General features: G+C 31.4%; 16 protein-coding genes. 10 read left to right on the top strand and 6 right to left on the bottom strand.

What is annotated here, in order from left to right; genetic code table 11:
• Nucleotides 1-48: 48 nt before the first annotated feature.
• Nucleotides 49-684 carry a Crp/Fnr family transcriptional regulator gene (locus tag ABJD66_RS09965; protein WP_303541476.1) on the bottom strand — a complete coding sequence of 212 codons (636 nt, stop codon included), beginning with the start codon at nt 682-684 and terminating at the stop codon, nt 49-51.
• A 199-nt stretch (nt 685-883) separates the two neighbouring features.
• Between ABJD66_RS09965 and ABJD66_RS09960 the strand changes: the two genes are divergently transcribed.
• From ABJD66_RS09960 to ABJD66_RS09945, 4 genes are all read left to right on the top strand, one after another.
• Complete coding sequence (locus tag ABJD66_RS09960) at nt 884-3,307, top strand: TonB-dependent receptor (protein ID WP_348131012.1); 2,424 nt, start codon at nt 884-886, stop codon at nt 3,305-3,307.
• A gap of 86 nt (nt 3,308-3,393) precedes the next feature.
• Nucleotides 3,394-3,720 (top strand): hypothetical protein, encoded by a 327-nt coding sequence (locus ABJD66_RS09955; RefSeq protein WP_303541478.1) that lies wholly within the window; start codon nt 3,394-3,396, stop codon nt 3,718-3,720.
• 3 nt (nt 3,721-3,723) lie between these two features.
• The gene (locus tag ABJD66_RS09950; RefSeq protein ID WP_303541479.1) at nt 3,724-4,026 is read left to right on the top strand and encodes a hypothetical protein; all 303 of its coding nucleotides are present in this window, start codon (nt 3,724-3,726) and stop codon (nt 4,024-4,026) included.
• On the top strand, nt 4,026-6,077 hold the full coding sequence (locus ABJD66_RS09945; protein WP_348131007.1) for a PepSY-associated TM helix domain-containing protein: 2,052 nt from the start codon (nt 4,026-4,028) through the stop codon (nt 6,075-6,077). Before ABJD66_RS09950 ends, ABJD66_RS09945 begins: the two co-directional genes overlap by 1 nt.
• Before the next feature lie 33 nt (nt 6,078-6,110).
• Here ABJD66_RS09945 and ABJD66_RS09940 read toward each other — a convergent pair whose 3' ends face one another.
• The 5 genes from ABJD66_RS09940 to ABJD66_RS09920 all read right to left on the bottom strand — a co-directional run bounded on the left by ABJD66_RS09940 (nt 6,111) and on the right by ABJD66_RS09920 (nt 11,219).
• Nucleotides 6,111-6,470: a pyruvate kinase gene (locus ABJD66_RS09940; protein ID WP_100895666.1), complete on the bottom strand. Its 360-nt coding sequence runs from the start codon at nt 6,468-6,470 to the stop codon at nt 6,111-6,113.
• A 262-nt stretch (nt 6,471-6,732) separates the two neighbouring features.
• Nucleotides 6,733-7,263 carry a hypothetical protein gene (locus tag ABJD66_RS09935; RefSeq protein WP_348131004.1) on the bottom strand — a complete coding sequence of 177 codons (531 nt, stop codon included), beginning with the start codon at nt 7,261-7,263 and terminating at the stop codon, nt 6,733-6,735.
• A 276-nt stretch (nt 7,264-7,539) separates the two neighbouring features.
• Nucleotides 7,540-8,529 (bottom strand): hypothetical protein, encoded by a 990-nt coding sequence (locus ABJD66_RS09930; RefSeq protein ID WP_348131002.1) that lies wholly within the window; start codon nt 8,527-8,529, stop codon nt 7,540-7,542.
• Between the two features lie 129 nt (nt 8,530-8,658).
• Nucleotides 8,659-9,702: a hypothetical protein gene (locus tag ABJD66_RS09925; protein ID WP_348130999.1), complete on the bottom strand. Its 1,044-nt coding sequence runs from the start codon at nt 9,700-9,702 to the stop codon at nt 8,659-8,661.
• An 11-nt stretch (nt 9,703-9,713) separates the two neighbouring features.
• Nucleotides 9,714-11,219, bottom strand: coding sequence for a carboxypeptidase (locus ABJD66_RS09920; RefSeq protein WP_348130996.1), 1,506 nt, complete (start codon nt 11,217-11,219; stop codon nt 9,714-9,716).
• 282 nt (nt 11,220-11,501) lie between these two features.
• Between ABJD66_RS09920 and ABJD66_RS09915 the strand changes: the two genes are divergently transcribed.
• The 6 genes from ABJD66_RS09915 to ABJD66_RS09890 all read left to right on the top strand — a co-directional run.
• Nucleotides 11,502-11,987, top strand: a complete 486-nt coding sequence (locus ABJD66_RS09915) for a CAP domain-containing protein (RefSeq protein ID WP_100895672.1) — start codon at nt 11,502-11,504, stop codon at nt 11,985-11,987.
• Between the two features lie 286 nt (nt 11,988-12,273).
• A complete protein-coding gene (locus ABJD66_RS09910; RefSeq protein WP_348130992.1) occupies nt 12,274-15,525 on the top strand; it encodes a gliding motility-associated C-terminal domain-containing protein in 3,252 nt (1,083 codons plus the stop codon).
• Between the two features lie 36 nt (nt 15,526-15,561).
• Complete coding sequence (locus ABJD66_RS09905; RefSeq protein WP_348130990.1) at nt 15,562-16,485, top strand: type IX secretion system membrane protein PorP/SprF; 924 nt, start codon at nt 15,562-15,564, stop codon at nt 16,483-16,485.
• Between the two features lie 10 nt (nt 16,486-16,495).
• Nucleotides 16,496-18,412, top strand: coding sequence for an OmpA family protein (locus ABJD66_RS09900; RefSeq protein ID WP_100896852.1), 1,917 nt, complete (start codon nt 16,496-16,498; stop codon nt 18,410-18,412).
• A 133-nt stretch (nt 18,413-18,545) separates the two neighbouring features.
• Nucleotides 18,546-18,908 carry a hypothetical protein gene (locus ABJD66_RS09895; RefSeq protein ID WP_348130987.1) on the top strand — a complete coding sequence of 121 codons (363 nt, stop codon included), beginning with the start codon at nt 18,546-18,548 and terminating at the stop codon, nt 18,906-18,908.
• Nucleotides 18,909-19,151: 243 nt separating this feature from the next.
• A partial coding sequence (locus ABJD66_RS09890) for a glutamate synthase-related protein (RefSeq protein WP_348130984.1) occupies nt 19,152-20,405 on the top strand: 1,254 nt, incomplete at its 3' end.

Here is a 20,405-nt window from a genome sequence, read left to right as displayed (position 1 = left end):
TACAAACTTATGAGTTATTAATATGTGTTACAGTAACTTATGTTACACTTAACTTAGATTTATGATTTTAAGGCTATTTCTATGTAATTCTATTTTACCAAGTTTCTCTAATTTTTTTAATAGTCTAGATATTACTACTCTAGAGCTATGAAGATCATAAGCAATTTCTTGATGCGTTTTGTTTATTGTAATGCTTTTGGTTACACGAGACATTTCTTTTAAGTAATTTAAAAGTCGTTGATCCATATTTAAAAAAGCAACACTATCTACTGTTTGTAGGAGCTCGTTAATACGATTGTGATAGCTTTCAAAAACAAAATCTCTCCAAGATTTATATTTGCTGGTCCATATTTCCATTTTCTCTATAGGAACCATAATTAACTTAGCGTTAGTCTCTGCTATGGCTCTAATTTCACTTTTTTTATGTCCCATACAACAAGCCATTGTCATTGTGCATGTTTCTCCTTTTTCTAAATAGTAGAGTAGTAGTTCATCTCCATCTTTATCTTCTCTAAGTATTTTTATGGCACCAGAAACTAGCAAAGGCATAGATTTTACATAGTCTCCTATTTCTATCATTTTAAAACCCTCAGGAACTTCTTTATAGGTTGCAACTTCAAGAATTTCTTGTAATAATTCTTTTTCAAATAAATTACCATAGCTGTTTTTTAGTTCCTCTATCATAGTATGTCAAATTTAATAAATAGTGAGTAAGACAACTGTTAAAAGTCCATAATTCTGTTTTTTTTATGTAGTTGTGAAAGTAATACATAGTATGATTTTAAGTTTATTTAGAATAAATAAAAATAATGTTTGGTTCGTATTGTTTCCTGTAATATGTTTGCATTATAAATATTATTTTAAATAAATCTAAATAAGGATAATGAAGAATTTAATTACGTTAGCATTTTTATTTGTGGCATTATTTGTTGCAAATGCACAAGAAAGTAAGCTAACAGGAAAAGTTACAGATGTAGAAAATAACCCGTTAATGGGTGTAAACGTTTCTGTAGTAGGTACAGGTTTAGGAGCACAAACAAATTATGATGGAGCTTTTAGTATATCAAATTTGGAAGCAGGTAGTTATACAGTTTTAGTTTCTTATATTGGGTTTAAAACTAAAGAGGTAATAGTAACTATTACCACAGGAGTGGAAAACACTCTAGATACAGTACAACTTTATGAGGGTAATGAAATTTTAAAAGAAGTAGTAGTTAATGGTGAGCGAAGAAATAAGTTCTCTAGAAAAGAAACTGCGTATGTAGCAAAATTACCTTTAAAAGATTTAGAAAACACTCAGGTTTACAATACCATTACATCAGATTTATTAGTGTCTCAAATAACAACAAAGTTTGATGATGCCTTAAAAAATGCAGTTGGTGTAGATAAATTATGGAGTTCTACAGGACGTGGTGGTGATGGTTCTGGGTACTATAGTATTCGTGGGTTTAGTGTGCAACCACAGTTGGTTAATGGTATGCCAGGTTTAACAAATGGTACTATAAATGCAGCAAATATAGAGCGTATAGAAGTTATAAAAGGGCCATCCGCTACATTGTTTGGTAGCTCTGTAACATCTTACGGAGGTTTAATTAATACAGTTACAAAAAAGCCATACAAAGGATACGGAGGTCAAATTTCTTTAACAGCAGGTTCTTATGGATTGTCTGTTATATCTGGTGATTTTAATACAGCGTTAGATAAAAATAATGACATCTATTTTAGATTAAATACAGCATACCATACAGAAGATAGTTTCCAAGATGCTGGTTTTCAAAAATCGTTTTTTGTAGCACCCTCTTTATCTTATCGTGTAAATAACAAATTATCTTTTTCTGTTTACGCAGAAATTACTGAGTCTGAACAAACAAATGCAACATCATTGTTTTTAAATAGGGCAGCAGTATCTGCATCTTCTAGTATTTCAGAATTAGGGTATAATAATAAGTTATCATACACATCTAATGATTTGTCTATAGAGAATCCTACATCTAACTACAGAGTAGAAATGGATTATAAGTTATCTGATGCTTGGAAATCGCAAACCATATTATCTAAAAGTAATACATCTTCAAAAGGATATTACTCTTATTTATATGAGTACGGAACATTAGATCCTAATACATTCTCTAGAATGATAAATAAAGAGAATAGCACAACTAATACAACAGACATACAACAAAATTTTATAGGAGATTTTAAAATAGGAACTTTACGTAATAGAGTAGTAGCTGGTTTAGATTATTACCAAGCAACAAACATAAACCAAAGTTCTGGTTACTCTTTTTATGGTAACGTATTACCAAACGGAGATACAAACGGTGATAACCCTTTTACACCAGAAGTAGAAACGGATGCTTACCCGCTAACAGAGGCAGGAGTATTGTCTGTTTTGGCATCACAAACTGCTAACAATATAAAATCAAAAACTAGTACCTACAGTGCTTATGTATCTAATGTTTTAAATATTACGCCAACTTTATCTGCAATGGCAAGTTTACGTGTAGATAGGTTTGATAATGAAGGTGATGTAACTACAGATGCAGATGACTATGCGCAAACGGCATTTTCACCTAAGTTTGGTGTTTTATACCAACCAATTTTAGATAAGTTATCTGTTTTTGCAAATTATCAAAACGGATTTACAAATATTGCTCCTAGTCTAGTTGGTGATCCTGCAGATGGCCCACAAACCCTAAAATCTTTTGATCCGGAACAAGCAAACCAATTAGAATTTGGTTTTAAAACAAACTTGTTTAATGGCAAATTAAATACAACTGTTAGTTATTATAATATTACAGTGTCTGATAAAGTTATGACAGACCCAACATCTGCATTTAATAAAATACAAGATGGTGAAGTAGAAAGTAAAGGTTTAGAGATAGAAATTAATGCAAACCCTATTAACGGATTAAATATTAAAGCTGGTTTTAGTAATAATGATAGTGAAATTACAAAGACCGATAATGCTATTTTAGCAGGTACACGCCCTGTAGAAGCAGGAGCTGAAACGTTATACAACCTTTGGGCAAATTATGAGTTTCAGGTTGGTAGTTTAGAAGGTTTTGGAGTAGGTTTTGGTTTAAATGGAGCTAGTGAAAGCTCTATAATTAACTATGGCCCTGGCGGAACTTTTGATTTGCCAAGCTACACCATTTACAATTCTTCTGTTTTTTATCAAGCAGATAAATATAGAGTAGGGTTAAAGCTTAATAATATGTTTAATGAAAACTATTATAAAGGGTGGACAACCATTACGCCACAACAACCAAGAGCATTATTAGCAAACTTTACATATAAGTTTTAAAAATAGTTTAAGTTGGATTTTTTGCAGTAACATCTTAGTCTGGCTATGTACCAGGCTAGGATGTTTACATTAAACAGAATTAAAAAATGACCATATTAATTTTAGTAACCACCCTTGCTTGTTTGCTACATTATAGTACCTCTAAACGAGCCGTAATTACAAAACAGTTTAAACTATTATTTTGGTTACATAACAAACCCAAAAGTGTAAAAATAGCAGCAATTGTGCTTTTTTTATATAGTTTGTTTTTAGCTGTTTATGCATTTGGATTAGGAGCAGGGCTTATAATTTTTACAATTATTTTAATGCTAAGTTGGAGTTTAATTGTCCTGTTAGCTCCTTTAAAAATTGTAAACTACAAATTACTAACACTACTTTTTTTAGTAGCCTTTTTATTAGAAAAATCACTATAAATTATGCCAGCAAATTCTAAATATTTAACAACAAATCCTTGGCAACAGTTTGCTAAAATATCTGCAGGTATTGTAGGCGGTTATATTGTAGCATCATTAGTTCATATAGCATTAGCGCTTTGGTTACCAGATCCAAAAGTAATTTTGGCAACATCTATTTATACCATATTTATAGTTTGGGGAGCATTAATGGTTGTTCCTTTTTTATTTAAAAACGGATGGTTGGTTTGGCTAGTGTATTTAGTACTAAGTCTACTGTTAGCTATTGCAATTTATCTAGGAAAACTTAATTCACCTCTAGTATAATGAGTAAACGTAATTACAATGTTTTTTTTCATACACATACCGTTAGCGGTATTGTAATTAGTGTAGCCTTATACATTATATTTTTTGCAGGAGCCTTTGCTCTTATAAAAGATGAAATTACTGCTTGGGAAAAAGGAAATACATCTGAAATTTTAGCTCCTGAAGATATAGATTTTAATAGGCTTATTAAAAGCATAGAAGCAGAAGGGCATACACTTTACGGTAGAGATATACGTATAATACCACCAGATGCTAAAAAGGATATTTATGTACAATTAACAGATTCACAAGACACCACAGTTGTTAATGTACCAGAAAAACCATCTTACTTTTATGCAGATCAAGAAACGTATAAAATAAGTGAGTATTATGCATTTTATAGTTTGGGAGAGCTATTATACAGGTTACATTTTTTTCATCAACTACCAACAATAGGTATTTACATAGCTGGTTTTGTAGCATTCTTTTTCTTGTTTGCAATTGTAACAGGTGTAATTGTACATTGGAAAAAAATGGTGTCTAATTTTTATGTTTTTAGACCTAAAACTAAGCTAAAAACTGTTTGGACAGATGCACACACGGCATTAGGCGTAATAGGTTTGCCTTTTCAGTTTGTATATGCAGTTACAAGTTGCTTTTTATGTATGTCTGTTTTTGTGTTGTTGCCAGCTAATTATGTGTATAACAATAATCAAGAAAAGTTATTAGAAGACATACGCCCAATGATGAAAACTTATCCGTTAGAAGGAAAAATGGATACTGTTTTAGATGTAAATTCTTTTATGGCTAAGGCCGATAAAAAATGGGAAAACTTTACAGCTCAGCAAATTTATATTAAGAATTATGGGGCAACTAATATGATGTTTCAGGTTGATGGTTTACTAGCTTCTAAAGAAAAGTTTTTAGGTAACGGAAGAGTTGTTTATAAAATGGCAACCAATACTATTGAATCTGAGAAAAACCCATATGTAAACAGTTATGTAGAAGATGTAGAGCTTACCATACGTAAACTACATTTTGGAGATTTTGGTGGTATGTACTTAAAGGTGGTTTACTTTATACTAGCCTTAATAACCTGTTTTGTAATTATATCTGGAGTACTTATTTGGCTAGAGGCACGTAACAAAAAAAATATATCTGCAGCAAAGCAATTGTACAATAGGCGAGTAGGGCACGTGTATTTGGCCATATGTTTAAGTATGTTTCCTATAACAGCGTTATCATTTATAGCATCTAAATTACTACCAAGAGAGTTAGATGCAAGTAGGCAAACCATTTTGTATCTCGTATTTTTTGTGGGCTGGCTATTGTTAACCATTTATTTTAAAAGTAAAAGAGACAATTACATAATTAACAAATACAGCTTGTTATGTGGGAGTGTTTTAGGGTTTTTAATACCAATAGTTAATGGTTTGGTATCTGGTAATTGGTTTTTTAAAACCTTTGCAAACAACCAATTAGATGTTTTTACAATAGATGCCTTTTGGCTGGTATTAGCATCAGTGGCTTTAGCTGTTTATTTTAAAATAGAACGCAAAGTACCAAAGGTAAGTCACGCTAAACTACTAGCTGAGTATCAAAAAACAGTTTTAGACCAAAGAAAAGAACAAGAAAACCAACAAGAAGTAGAAAAAGATCAATCTAAAAAAATAAAATTTATGAGAACAAAAATTTCAATATACTGGTTGCTAATTGTAGTAGGCTTTATACTGCACCACGTTTACGGTTTATTTGGTGTGTATTATAATGAGAGTTTAATGATAGAAGGTGCTACAGGAGATGTACCCGTAGAACACCATTTGTACCGTATATTTTTTGAAGGTATAGCAATGCTTTTTTGTATAGCAACTTTAGAAATATCTAAACAGTGGTTTAGACTAACCTCTATAATTTGGGCAATTTTATTAGGCATTTTTAATATATACCACTTTTTAACAGCTGTAGCTTATGAAGCTTCTAACATATCAGAAATATTAATACTAGCTTTAATGGGAGTTGTAAGTGTATTATTAGTAAAAACACTTTTACAATGGCGAAAAGAAATAGCCTAAAAAGCGTATAGTGAAACTAGAAAAGCATTTAGGTTATTCTAAATGCTTTTCTAGTTCTTTAAACTTTCTATGAATAAACATAATTTCTTTTAAAGAAAATTCTTTTTCTTGAAACCAGTCGTAAGCTTCAATTTTGGCATTTTCTACCTGTGCATCTCTTATGGCTTCTAATGTAACAATGTGCCAATGCGCACCTTTATTTTTAGAAACCGGATAACCAACATCACTAATAATGTAAGATTTACGAGGCTGATTTACCAATCTTACTCCGTTTTTTAAAACAGCTAAGGTTTTGGTAAGTGAAATAACCTCTGAGAAAGAGTAACGTGCAAAGTCGTTAAAACCGTCTCGTTTTACATTAAAAAGCTTATCGCCAACTTCTAAATATCGCATAATTTATTTTACAAAGAGTTAGCAAAAATAGAACGATTATCCCTTTTTTACTTTACTACTAAGCACTACTTATTAACAATGGTAAGGGTTTTGTAGCTATTAAGCTGATACTGATAATTTTTAAGAGTTATTTTTTTGTAGAATTATAGTAAATTAGTTTCTCTGTTAGTGCACACATTTTACTTGTTTGCTTACTCTTTATGGCACGAGCGTGACGCTCGCGTTAGCAGGGCGGTCTCACACTCAATTTGTATTTTATAATTTAAGATTTAATATTCTGATAGATGTTTATTAAGACTATTAACTTACATTCTTCTCCCTCAAACCAAGTAACTTTATATTTGTCATTCATAAACTGGGTCATATCAAAATTTTCATAAGTAAAACCTTCTGGAAGATTTCCTGACATTCTAATTTCATCAATTTTTGAAGTTGCTTCTAAGATTTTTGACATATTAGGGTTTTGTTTTGTAGCAGCTATAAAACAAGCTTCTACTTCTTTAGAAGAAAAATCTTGAGAAAGGTTAAGAGGTAATATTATTTTTTTTAATTCTTCAAAGGAATCTCCTTTAAATAAATCATAATCTGTAATAGTTCTAATAAACAATTTTTTATAACTCTCTGGGCTATTATCTACAAGAAACTTATTACTTATGAGTTTCTCTTCTGCAATCGAAATATTCATTAACAAATTGTCATCTGTAAAGCAAGAAAATATTTGACTATTAGATCTATTACAGGAAACAATAAAAAAAAATCCAATAAAAATTAGTGATATTTTATTAATATACATTTACCATATGTGTTTTTTTCAAATTTATATAGAATTCGAACAAATTCCTAATAGGACAGCAAAGTGTGTATGTAGGCTTTCAATTTTTTGAGACCCTAAAGTAAGTTCTATCAATATTGTTTTTTAAACAGAGAAAATAGACGGCAACTAATTAGAGTAAAATACATCTATTTTTTTTGATACTTGGAAGTTTATTCGAGTGTAGCAAAATGATTATTATACTAGTAAAACCAACGCTAGCGCAAGCATCTTGCTTGTACCGTTGAATGGATCTAACTAAATTAAATTAGTTTCTTCTTTTTCAAAAATGTGTAGCGTATAATCGTGATCGTGAATAAAAAGCTTGTCTTTATAAAACTGAAAAGAAAATATACCAGTTTTAATGCCTAAACTTTCTAAAGGAATTACTTTTTTAAAGTAAGCGGTTTCTTTATCAATACAAACTAAAGATAAGGTGCCAAATTTAGTATAAGCCCATAGCTCATTTTTAAATAAGGTTAAATCTTCTATCCCATAAAGAGTTATTAATTTTTCTAGCTGATATTCTTCTTGAAATCTTGTAGTATAATCAACCTCACCAGTTGCAATAGTTATTTTAGTAAGGCTTGTGTTAGATGCTGTGTATAAATATTCGCCAGAAATAACTCCCATTTGCTTAGCTATATCACTATTAAGTGACCAAACTACTGTACCCGTTTCAATATTTAAGCATATAACAGATGTACCTTTTAAAATTAATAGAAGTTGATTTTTAATAATAGTTTTTATTACACTGGTACTCAAGTCTCCAATCTTAGTAATAACTACAGACCATAAAATTTTATCATCTCTATAATTATATAAGCTTATTTCTTTTTTATGAAGTATAAAAAAATCTTTGTAGGAATGAATAGGATACCCTATTAAATCTATCTCTTTTTGATTATTATATTTTGGTAAATCTGAAATGTAATAAGTTACTTGAAAATTAGAGTTCACTTTTTTTGTAATTATTACTTTATAATTATGAATTATATAATTTGGATTATTTAAAAATGAAATAGATTCAAAAGACTTCTTATCAAAACCTCTTAAATTTGAATCTAAAATGTGATTACCTATTTCAACCATAATTTCCTCAGAAGAGTCCTTAATGGTTGTTATCTCCGTTATTTTTGCTAAATCATAAATTACTTTTTCCTTATTAATTTTATTAAAAACTTGTAGTTTATAGTTTAATATCTGATAATTTTTGCTGTTTTTGATTATTTTAATTTTTTTAAGCATAAAGTCTAATTTGAAATATCTATTAATTCAAAAATAATTCCCCGCTAGCACAAGCGTCACGCTTGTGCTGTTACCCCCCCCCCACTAGCGCAAGCATCTTGCTTGTGCCGTTGAATGCATCTAACTAAATTAAATTACTTTTTCTTTTTCAAAAATGTGCAACGTATAATCGTAATCGTGAATAAAAAGCTTGTCTTTATAAAACTGAAAAGAAAATATACCAGTTTTAATGCCTAAACTTTCTAAAGGAATTACTTTATTAAAGTAAGCGGTTTCTGTATCAATACAAACTAAAGATAAGGTGCCAAATTTAGTATAAGCCCATAACTCATTTTTAAATAAGGTTAAATCTTCTATCCCATAAAGAGTTATTAATTTTTCTAGCAGATATTCTTCTTGAAATCTTATCGCATACTCAACCTTACCAGATGCAATAACTATTTTAGTAAGACTTGTGTTAGATGCTGTGTATAAATATTCGCCAGAAATAACTCCCATTCTTTTAGCTATCTCACTATTAAGAGACCAAACTACTTTACCAGTTTCAATATTTAAGCATATAACAGATGTACCTTTTAAAATTAATAGAAGTTGATCTTTGATAATTATTTCATATAGTGTTGTATTCTCATTAGTATCGCTCCAAGTAATAAAAGGGATATTTTCATAGGATTTTTGCTTGTGATTTATAATTAAATCGATATCAAAAATGAATATTTTGTTGCCTTCATTGCCGTAAAATATTAGCTTTGAATCTGTAATCGCTTTAAAAATTAGCTCTTTGTAAAATGTAAACTCTTCTATAGTGCTTTCAATTTTGTCATATATAAGTAAATTATTTGTTGAATTTATAATTATATATCCTTGATTTTCATATGTTAATGCGAATGAGAGTTTTTTCTCAATTTTTACTTTATTATTAGTTTTCAAATTTATTATTTCCGTATATCCATTTTTAAATGATATCAATAAATAATTTCCAGTAAATTTATACCTATGAATTTCGTTAAAATTTAAAATAGTTGAATCTCTTAAATCTTTATTTAAGGAAATAATTTTAGGTTCTCCATTTATTTTACAGTGGTAATAACATTTACTTTCTTCGGAAATTGAAATTTTTCCGGTTTTTTTTATTTTATTTATAAGCTTATAACCTAAATTTCTATCAAACATAAAACCTATCTCTAATACTTAGCAGCTTTACCATTAGCAGCACTGTTTTTAATAAATGCTCTAATGTCTTGGTTAGCAGATTTTAAATCTTCTTTACGCAAATACATCATATGTCCGCTTCTGTAGCCTTTAAAAGTAAACCTGTCTTTTAGTTTTCCGCTTGGGTCTGTTTGCCACATACTATATTTAGAGGTAAAGTAGGTTGTAGCACCATCATAATACCCTGTTTGGTACAATACTTTTAGGTATGGGTTTTCTGCCATTGCTTTGCGTAAACCTTCTCTAACATTATTATTGCTATTGTCCCAAGGGTGTACACTACCAAACATATTGTATTTAAGATCTGTTTTAAAGTTTAAGTGTTCTCTAAGGTAAAAGTTAATTGCAGGTGTAAAAGAGTGTAACCATGAGGTTAGCTCTGCATTATAGTCGGGCTTAGTACCTGCAGCCATTTTGTCTATACCTAAATACCTAGAGTCTAAACGTCCAATAGTATGTCCGCTTTTATTGCGCAGTAAATCTTTCCAAAAGAAAGATGTAGGCACCATTAAGTTATGGTCTAAAATTGCTTTTTTAGACATACCAGAGTAGTACGCCATTTTTTCTGCAACTTCTTGCTTCTCGTTATCTGTTATAAAACCACCTCTAGCAATAGCAGGCATTAGCTTGTCTATGGTGTATTGTTCTACTTCTGGTAATACCTCTAACAAGTCTTTTTGTTGTAAAGCAGCAGGTAACATTTTATGGTGCCAAGCAGCAGCAGTAAAATAAGGTAAGTTTATACCAGAAGATAAAGGTCCGTCTGCGTTGTATATTTTATAATCTGCTGGTGATACCATAATAACACCATTTAAATACATCCATTGTGACTCTTGTAGTTCTAAGGCTAAGCCAGATACACGCGTACCGCCATAACTTTCACCAATAATATATTTAGGAGATTGCCACCTGTTGTTACGTGTAACAAAAGTATTTACCCAGGCTGCCAAGTATTTAATATCTGCATTAATACCAAAAAACTGTTTGCGGTCTGGCATTTTTCCGTCTTTTTGTGCTACCATTCTAGAGTAACCCGTATTTACAGGATTTACGTAAACAATATCTGCTACGTCTAAAATAGAATACGGATTATCTTTAATACCATACGGTTGTACAGGGTAACCCTCGTCATCAATATTTAAAATTTTAGGACCAGTATATGCAATGTGCATCCAGACAGATGCCGAGCCAGGACCACCATTAAAAGATATTACCAATGGGCGTTCTTCTCCTTTATTAACATTGGTCCTTTTATAGTAGGTATAAAATAACGTAGCAACCACATTATCTTGTTTATCCCAAACAGGTTGTGTACCAGTAGTGGCAGAGTAGGTAAGTTTAGTGCTGTTAATAGTAGCAGTGTGGTTTGTTACTACCGTAGTATCTACAGCAATTTTTAAATCTTGAGCTTTTGTTTGTGTAGTAAAACTAAATACTGCTATAACGGTAACGACTTTTAAAAACGCTAATTTTTTCATTTTTGAGTTGTAGTTGAGTTCAGATCTAAAAGTATATAATTACTGTAGAGAATAAAAATGTATTCTCCTTTTAACTTTTTTACTATTAATTAAAAAGTGGCTAACCCTAGATAATCTGCATATTTTAGGGATGAAAAATTTTGACGATTTTTTTTATAGATGCTTTAAGGACACAATTCTGCAGTTCACCGTTTAAAATAGTGCGTTCATTTGATAATTTAAAAAAAGGCTTTAAAGGCGTGGTAACTTTGTCTCAGATTTAACCTACAAATGTTTTTTACCATGTCAAAATTTAAATTTTTACCAATAGGACTTTTAGCTTTATTTATTACAATGACTTCTTGTACTACAGAGAGTGTTGAGCAAGAAGATGCTATTTACGCACAAGTAGATACTTCTAGTGAATTAGAGAAAGAAGTAATAGCGTTGGTAAACGAGTACAGAGTTTCTAAGGGTTTAAATACTTTAGAATATGGTAAAGTAGCATACGGTTATGCAGCACAGCACAATGATTATATGATTGATGCAGGAAAAATTAGTCACGATAATTTTGATTTACGTGCATCTAATTTAGCTGTAGAGGCAAAAGCAGATTTTGTATCAGAAAACTTAGCTAAAGATTTTAGAACAGCAAACGGTGTTGTAAAAGCTTGGATTAATAGTCCAACTCACAAAAAAGTAATGGAAGGTGATTTTACATATACAGCTATAAATATTAAAGCTGATGAAAACGGAAAATTATACTTTACACAATTATATTTTAAATAGGATTTTTTAGGTTAAAATCTATTTTATTGCTGCACTTTTAAGACAATGTAAATTGTTTTAAAAGTGTTTTTTTTGTTACATATTTTATAAATAGTTAATTTTTAAAAGATTGAGTTATTTTTAAAAATTACTGCAAACGTTTGCATAATCTTCAATTTCTTAAAATTTTGTGTATTTCATCGAAATGGGGTGTATTTCATCGAGTAAACACAATAAGTGGAGAATACTTATGAGCTAGGTTACGTTATAACTATACCAAATTAGTTCTTAACCAAAATCTAACTAAATGAAAATAATTTTACCCCAGAAAATTAGAATCATTTTTGTGGGAGTCTTACTCGCGCTTACCACAAATTTAAAATCACAAACAAAAAATTACGCTACAACAGTTCCTATACAAGATAGGGTAGACAATGCCAATAATGCAGTAGACGTCAATTTATTAACTAAAGCAGACATAAATGCTAGCTCCGGAATACTTGTAGGTATAGGTGCTTACACAGGACATTTAGAGTTGCAGTACCCTACAAATTTACCTGCAAATACTACAAGTTACACTAAAATAGAAACTCAAGACGATATACTGTCTAGTCTATTGGGTGGTAGTTTAGGAGGCCTGCTATCAGACATTACAGGAGTTTTACTTTTAGGTAACCAGGAGTTTGCTGTAAAAGCACAAAATAATGCAGTTACTGTATTAGAAAAATTTTCTAATGCAACTAATGGCTTTTCAACAGAAGATGTTCGTGTGGTTGCAGACAAAGACAATAACTATTTTTTAGCAGTTACACCAGACCAAGAATACAATAGAATACGTATTGACAATTCTATGGGATCTTTAATAGGGTTAAACAACACTAGGCAATTAGGTGTTTATGAGTCTTACTATACTACAGGAACAGCTGGTTGCGGCTTACCAAGTTATACTTCTTTTAGTGGTAGCGGAATATCTTTAGACCTATTAAATTTAGGAGGTGCAGGTGTTGCAAATCCTAACTTTGCTTTAGATGGCGATGCATCAACCTACTCAGAATTAGGATTAGGAGTTTTAGATGTTGTAGCAAGCATACAGCAAACTATTTATTTTGATTCGGGTTCAGACCAAGACGATGTTATATACATACGTTTAGCTGTAGACCCTTCTCTTGTTAATTTAGGCTTATTAAACAATGTAAGTATTAGTGCAAGTAATGGTACAGAGCAAGTTTATACTTCAGATGCATCAAGCTTATTGTCTTTAGACTTATTAGGATTATTACAGAGTGGAAATAGTACAGTATTAGCGTTTAAGCCAGGAGAATCTGTTAATAGGATTACCGTTAGTTTGTCTTCGTTATTAAACGTAGCTGTTGGTCAACAAATACGTATTTATGATATTTATAGAGCTCCAGAGCAACCAATTTTATCTACATCTACTACAGATATAAATATATGTAGTGGTTCTACAGCAGACCTAGTAGCTACGGCACAAGGTGCAACAGTAGAATTACGTTGGTATGATGCAGAAACAGGTGGTAATTTACTAGCAACTGTAAATTCTGGAGATACGTTTACTACTCCTGCTTTAAATAGTAATACAACCTACTATGTAGCATCTGCTCATATTGGTTGTCCGGAAGAATCTGCTAGAGTAGAGGTTCCTGTTAATGTAATAGCAACACCTACAGCTGCAGATATTACCGTAATTGGTAATGAAAACCCTTTATGTTCACAAAGTACAGTTGTATTAGTACCTTCTAGTGCTATAGATGCAACATACAATTGGTTTTTAGACAGCGCAGAAACAATGCCAATTACAGATGGTATGGTTTTAAACGGTGCAACATACAATATAGATGAAAACGGAGTATTATCTATTACGGGTTTAACAGATGTTAATAGTCCCTATACTTTTTATGTAGGTAGTACAGATAATCTTGCTGGTTGTAAAAATGCAGATGGCGATTTAAAACCTGTAGAAGTAACTATAGTAGATTCTGCAAGTACAGCAGTAGATGTTACTTTAGATACAGATATTAGCTTAGCTAACTTAATTAATATTTTCCAGGTAAACCCAGCAACAAATATTACAGGTTCTGTAACAGGAGATGTTAATGCTGGTGATGAAATTACTGTTGCGCTAAACGGTACAACTTACACAGGTATATTGGATGCTAACTTAGAATTTAATATAGCAGTAGATGGTACAGATCTTTTATCAGATATAGATAATTTATTAGAAGTTTTTATATCAGGAGGTCTTTGTAGTATTACAGATGATGTTATAGTTACAATTCCAGACTTTAGACTAGATAATTTAAATCAGGTTTTTTGCGCTTCTGATAATGCAACGTTACTAGATTTAGATGTAAATGGTAATAATGTTGTGTTTTTTGATAGCCTTTTAGGCAGTGCAACGGTAGATGCTAATACAGTATTAACAGATGGTGGTACTTACTATGTAGGACTTTTAAATGTTCCTTTATCTGTATTACCGCGTATACAAATTACAGTAACAATATTAGATACACCAGCGCCAACTACTATAAGCACTACGCAAGTTTTCTGCGAAGCAAACAATCCGGTAGTTGGAGACTTACAAGTTAATGAAACTAGTGTTGTTTTTTATGACGCAGAAACAGGAGGTACAATGTTAGATCCTTCTACAGCTTTAGTAGATGGTACAACATATTATGTTGCTAATACAGAAAATGGTTGTGAAAGTAGTACAAGATTAGCTATTACAGTAACCTTTACACAACCTGCACCAACAACGAGTAACACTGCACAAGAATTTTGTAGTACAAGTAATGCTACCTTGGCAGATATACAGATAAACGAAACGGCTGTTGTTTATTATGATTCAGAAACAGGAGGTACAATGCTAGCCTCTGATACAGTTTTGGAAGATGGTACAACATACTATGTAGCAAACTTAACATCTGGATGTGAGAGTGATGATAGGTTAGCAATAACTATTACAATAGAAGAAGCAGAACAAGCTACAATTACAGGTATTTTTGAAGAAGCTTGTTTAGAAGATTCCTATATGTATACTACAGAAACAGGCAAGCAAAATTATGTTTGGACAGTTACTGGAGGTACAATAACAGAAGGTGGTACAAGTACAGATAGCTTTGTAACTGTTACTTGGGAAGATTTATCAAATACAGAAATTACAGTTACTTATGATGGTGCTACAGGATGTACATCTGAACAAGAAACGTTAGAAGTAGGAGTCATTTCTTGTGGAGAGGTTTTAGGTGAAGAATTTTGCTTATTTGTTTACAATGAGTTTTCACCAAACAATGATGGTTATAACGATTTTTTTAAAGTAAAATGTATTGAAGACTATGCGTCTAATACAGTACAAATCTTTAACAGAAACGGTAACCAAGTTTTTGAAGCTGTTAATTACAGAAACGACTGGAACGGTGTTGCCAATGTAAATGGTGTTTTAAGCAAAGGAGACCATTTACCATCTGGTACTTACTATTACATTATTGCTATTCCGGAGTTAAACAGAACGCTTAAGGGCTGGCTGCAAATAGCAAGATAAAATTAACCTACACAACAACCCCAAATTAGTATCAAAATGAAGTTAACCAAAAATATAAAATATACACTGCTATTACTTAGTCTGTTTGGATTAAGTGTTGCAAATGCGCAGCAAGCACCGCAGTACACACAATATATGCACAACACTATGGCACTTAACTCTGGTTATACAGGAACAAGTGGCAAATTAGAAGCAACCATTTTACACCGCTCTCAATGGGTAGGTTTAGAAGGGGCACCAAACAACCAGTCTTTTTCTATACAAGGTAAATTTGGAGAAAAAGTTGGTTTAGGATTAAGTGCTATTAATGATAAGCTAGGAGCATCTAATAACATTACTGTAAACGGTAATTTTGCTTATGAACTGCCTCTAGGCTATGTAACTAAACTATCATTAGGTATAAACGCTGGTGTAGACATTTTAAACATAGATTGGTCTAAAGGATCTTATGAAGATAATATGGATCCTGTTTTTAATGAAAACAATAAAGATGTACGTCCTGTATTAGGAGTAGGAGCATTTATGTACGGAACAAAATGGTACGCAGGTGTATCTACCCAAAATCTTTTTAACTCGTCTGTTTTAAAAGATAATGATGAGGTTGTAACAGACCGTAAAAGTCAGTACTACGTAATGGGTGGTTATGTGTTTGATTTGTCTAACAATTTAAAATTTAAGCCTACTATTTTAACCAAGCACGTATCTGGAGCGCCAATTACTGTAGATGTTTCTGGTAATTTTTTAATAAAAGAAAAGTTTAGTTTAGGAGCAGCTTACCGTTATGACGATGCCGTTAGTGCACTAGCAGGTTTTAACATAACCAAAGAATTATTTATTGGTTACGCATATGATTATACGTTAACAGATTTAGGAGATTATAATAATGGATCTCATGAAGTTATTTTAAAGTACAGTGTTTTCAATTCTAAAAAGAGAGCATTATCACCAAGATTCTTTTAAAAATATAGATATGAAAAAAAGTTTATTCATTTTAAGTATACTTTTTGCTTCATTATCTGTAGCACAAAGTAAAGAGGAAAGAGCAGATGTTTATTTTGAAGATTTTAAGTTTAGTGAAGCTATAAAATTATATTCGAGCGTAGCATCAGAAAAAAGAAAACCATCACTACACGTTATACAACGTTTAGCAGATAGTTATTTTAATATAAATGATTACCAAAATGCAAAAGATTGGTATGGTAAGTTATATAGCATAAAAGGAAAAGAAGTAGGAGAAAGCAACCTTATAAAACTAGTACAAAGTTTAAAAGCTAGTATGGATGTAGATAGGGCAGATGAGCTTTTAAAAGAGTATTATACAAACCCTACTAAACTAAAAATGATTTTATTACAAAAGGCGTATTTAGATAGCATTTCTAAGACAAAACCAAAATATACTATTAAAAATATGCCTTTTAATAGCTCAAAGTCAGACTTTGCACCCGCAATGTATTCTAGAGGGTTGGTATTTGCCTCTGCTAGAGACACTGCTAAGTCTAGTAAACTTTATCCTTGGAACAAACAACCTTATTTAGATTTGTATTTTACAAACCCTAAGCAACAAGATTTTGTACCAGAAAAGTTTTTAGAAAATATGGAGTCTAGTTTTCATGATGCAACCATAGCAATATCTAACAACGGAAGAACTGTATATTTTACACGTAATTTTATCAAAAAAAATAAGCTTACAGCCAATGCAGATGGGTTATCTAATATGCAAATATTAAAGGGTACAATTGCAGATAATAAGTTAATTAATGTAATGTCTTTAAGTATCAATAGTAAAAACTATTCTTGTGGTCATCCTGCATTAAGTGCAGATGGTCAGCATTTGTATTTTACATCTAATATGGATGGTGGTTATGGTTCTAGTGATATTTATATGGTAGAATTATCTTCATCAGGAGATGTGGTAGGTAAACCTGTAAATTTAGGGCCAACTATAAATACAAGAGGTAGAGAAATGTTTCCTTTTGTAGACAAGGACGAGTTGTATTTTTCATCAGACGGACATTATGGACTAGGTGGTTTAGATATTTTTGCATCTAAAATACTACCAAATAGTGAGTATTCATTACCACTAAATATGGGGAAACCTATAAATAGTAATATGGACGATTTTTCTTTTATTAGAGAAATGGCTTCCAACAGCGGTTACATAGCATCTAACCGTTATGGTGGTATGGGAGATGATGATATTTATCATTTTGAAGGAGCAAAACCCGTTAACTGTTTAGAGTACTCTGGTAATGTATATAATAAGTTAACCCAACAGCCATTAGAGCGAGTATCAGTTGCTATTTATGATGAAGATGATACGCTAATAGAAAATAGTAAAACAGATGTAAATGGTTATTATAATTTTGTTTTGCCTTGTAACCAAACAAGTAAAATTGTATTTGCTAAGGATAAGTATTCTAAAAAAACAATAACAATAGCAACACAAGAAAATCCTAAAGAACCATCTTTAAATAACAAAGTGTTTTTAACACCTTTTGAAAGCTTAATTGTAAAGGAGGATAACGTAGAAAAAATAAAAGTTGATCCTATTTATTTTGATTATGATAAGTATGACATTACACCAAGAGCAGAAATAGAATTACAAAAGGTGCTTTTTGTTTTAAATGAATTTCCAAAGACTAAAATAAAAATAGAATCGCATACAGACTCTAGAGGTAAAGATGCCTATAATTTAGAATTGTCTGACAATAGAGCAAAATCTACCAGAAGATACTTAATATCTAAAGGTGTAGATATAGACCGCATAGAAAGTGCCAATGGTTTTGGCGAAATAAAACTTAAAAATAAATGTAGCAACGGTGTTAAATGTACAGAACAAGAGCATTTAATAAACAGAAGATCTGATTTTATAATTGTAGCGAAATAAAAATACGACTGTTCCCCTCAAATCTTGAATATAAAGCACCGTTTTTACGGTGCTTTTGTTTTTGTTAAAATATATTTAAAATACTAGTGTTTTTTATTGCATTTTGTTATTTTCAATCTAAAATTTTAAGAATATGAAAAAAATAATAACATTAGTAATGAGTTTATGTTTGGTAGTGGTTTTACACGCAAATACAAAACCTTTAAATTCAGACATTAAAGTAGGTACAGAGCTTAGAATAGGAGAAGCATCTTCTGCTACTTATCAACATTTAATTTTACCCAAAAAAAACTTTATTATTAAACGTGGTGGACTTGCAAATTATAAAAGTTTAAAAAACCTTACTGTTGTAGTTACGGATATAAATACCAATAAAAATGGTAATGTTGAGGTTACTTTAAAGCGTAAAAATGGTAAAAGGTTTTTTAATAGTCATCCTACAATTAAGGCAAATTATAATAAGGCCGTAGAGCAGAAAGAGTTATTAAAAAAGTAATTTTAATAGTGATGTTGTAAGATTACAATTGAGATTAAAATTGGTTTTTTAATAGTTAAATAAATAGTTGTTTTAAAGGTTACTTTATATTAAAAGCATCGCACAAGCGGTGCTTTTATTGTTTGTTAAAGATTTGTTTTTAGTATTGAAAGGTTTCTATTATATATTCGTCCAATCTTATATTCTTTTTGTAAATTAAGCAATAGAAAATAACCACTAATAATACCTACAACCAAACCACCTATGAAAAAACCAATTGTACTTGCCCAAGTAAGCTCTTTAGAAAATAAAAAACCAGAACACGCATTAGTAAATGGATTGGATTTAGTAATAGTAAAATTTGATGACGATATTTCTGTATTGTACGGCAGATGTTTGCACAGAGGAGCTTTAATGTCAGATGGTCACGTAGACGGTCATAATCTTATTTGTGGTGTTCATGGTTGGGATTATAGAGTTGATACTGGAGTGTCTGAGTATAATAATGCTGAGGTACTACATAAGTTTACCACAAAAATTGATGGAGATAATCTTTTTGTAGATGAGGCAGAGATAAATGCTTATTTGACAGATAGTCCACAACCATTTAATAGAGATGCATATTTAGGAGCTTATGCAGATACGCACCCAGAAGAGACAGAGCCATACACTGGTTATATTAAAGAATTAGCTACCAACGGGTTAAAGAATTTAGGGCACCATGGTTTTTCGGACTCTATGGGAGTAGATCGAAATACCTTACCAAAATGGAGCGATATTCAGTTTTTACCAGCGCAATTAGCAAGTAGACCGCTGCTAGATGAAGATAATGTGGCAACTAAAGTAATTATTGGCCCTAAAGCTAAAAATCCTTTGCATTTAGATATTCCTTTATTTGTTAGTGATATGAGCTTTGGAGCATTATCTAGAGAAGCCAAAATAGCACTGTCTAAAGGAGCAGAATTGGCTGGTACAGGTATTTGTTCTGGTGAGGGAGGTATGTTGCCTCAAGAACAAGAAAGTAATAGTAAGTATTTTTATGAACTAGCATCAGCAAAATTTGGCTTTTCTTGGGATAAGCTAGACAATGTGCAGGCGTTTCATTTTAAAGGTGGGCAAGGAGCTAAAACAGGAACTGGCGGACATTTACCAGGTTCTAAGGTAAGTAAAGAAATTGCAGAAGTTAGAGGTTTAAAAGAGGGTGAAACAGCAATATCACCTGCTACTTTTCCAGATTTTCACGGAGTGGATGAGTTTAAAGTTTTTGCAGCGCAAGTAAGAGAACGTACTGGTGGTATTCCAATAGGGTTTAAAATTGCAGCAAGTCATATAGAAAAAGACATACAGTTTGCACTAGATGTAGGCGTAGACTATATTATTTTAGATGGTAGAGGAGGAGGGACTGGCTCTGCTCCAACTATTTTAAGAGATAACATAAACATTCCAACAATTCCAGCTTTGGCAAGAGCCCGTAAATATTTAAATAAAGTAGGTGCTACAGATGTAACCTTAGTGATA

The organism is Cellulophaga sp., from assembly GCF_039943695.1.
Classification (GTDB): domain Bacteria; phylum Bacteroidota; class Bacteroidia; order Flavobacteriales; family Flavobacteriaceae; genus Cellulophaga.
This window is presented reverse-complemented; position numbering and strand designations above follow the sequence as displayed.